The sequence below is a fragment of the Streptomyces sp. adm13(2018) genome, from assembly GCF_008042145.1.
Lineage (GTDB): Bacteria > Actinomycetota > Actinomycetes > Streptomycetales > Streptomycetaceae > Streptomyces.
In genome coordinates this window covers 1-605 of sequence record NZ_RDBH01000239.1, presented here as the reverse complement: position 1 = coordinate 605, position 605 = coordinate 1, and the positions used below count along the sequence as shown (strand labels likewise).

Annotated in this window: 2 protein-coding genes; both read right to left on the bottom strand. The window is 73.6% G+C overall.

All coding sequences use genetic code 11. The annotated features are described in order from the left end of the window. Positions 1 to 230 (bottom strand): hypothetical protein (locus EAO70_RS36060; protein WP_148007008.1); only part of this gene is annotated, 230 nt, incomplete at its 3' end. 78 nt (positions 231 to 308) lie between these two features. Next, positions 309 to 536 carry a helix-turn-helix domain-containing protein gene (locus EAO70_RS36055; RefSeq protein WP_148007007.1) on the bottom strand — a complete coding sequence of 76 codons (228 nt, stop codon included), beginning with the start codon at positions 534 to 536 and terminating at the stop codon, positions 309 to 311. Positions 537 to 605: the final 69 nt, after the last annotated feature.

The following is a 605-nucleotide window of genomic DNA, read 5'->3' as shown; positions in this document are numbered from 1 at the left end:
CCCCGACCGCCGCCCCCGACGGCGCGGTCGATGGCGATGGGGTCGGGGGCCGCGGGGATGTAGGTGCGCCGTCGGGGGCGGCGGTCGGGGTGCTTGGAGGCCCAGGCGCGCTTGGACTTGCGGAAGCAGGCGCGGCACTGGGCGTAGCCGCTGCTGTTGTGGAACAGGTTCTGCGGGAAGGGGTGGCCGTGGAGGCAGGTGGGCTGTTGGGCTCTCCATCGCTGGCGCATGGGGTTCTCCTTCAGGCGGGGGTGATGGTCCAGCCGCTGGTGGTGAGGTAGGTGGCGACGCGGGTGGCGCGGGCGTGGTCAGGCGGCGCGGAGAGCTTCGAGGAGCCGGGCCCGGTTGGCGGCCTGCTGGGCGGGCGAGGTCGGCATCCGGTCGGGCCGGTACTCGACGACTCGGCAGGCGTCCGGCTTGGCAAGGCCGCGGCGGGTCTTGCTGACGGTGCTGCGGTCGCAGCCCAGGCGTAGGGCGATCGAGGCGTCGGTGTGTCCGTCGCGGATGAGGGCGGTGATGGCGTCGCGGGTGCTCATGCGGCCATCGCCTCGGCTTCGGCGTAGCGGTCGGGGTGGATGTCGTCGGGGAGGGCGAAGCCTTCGGTG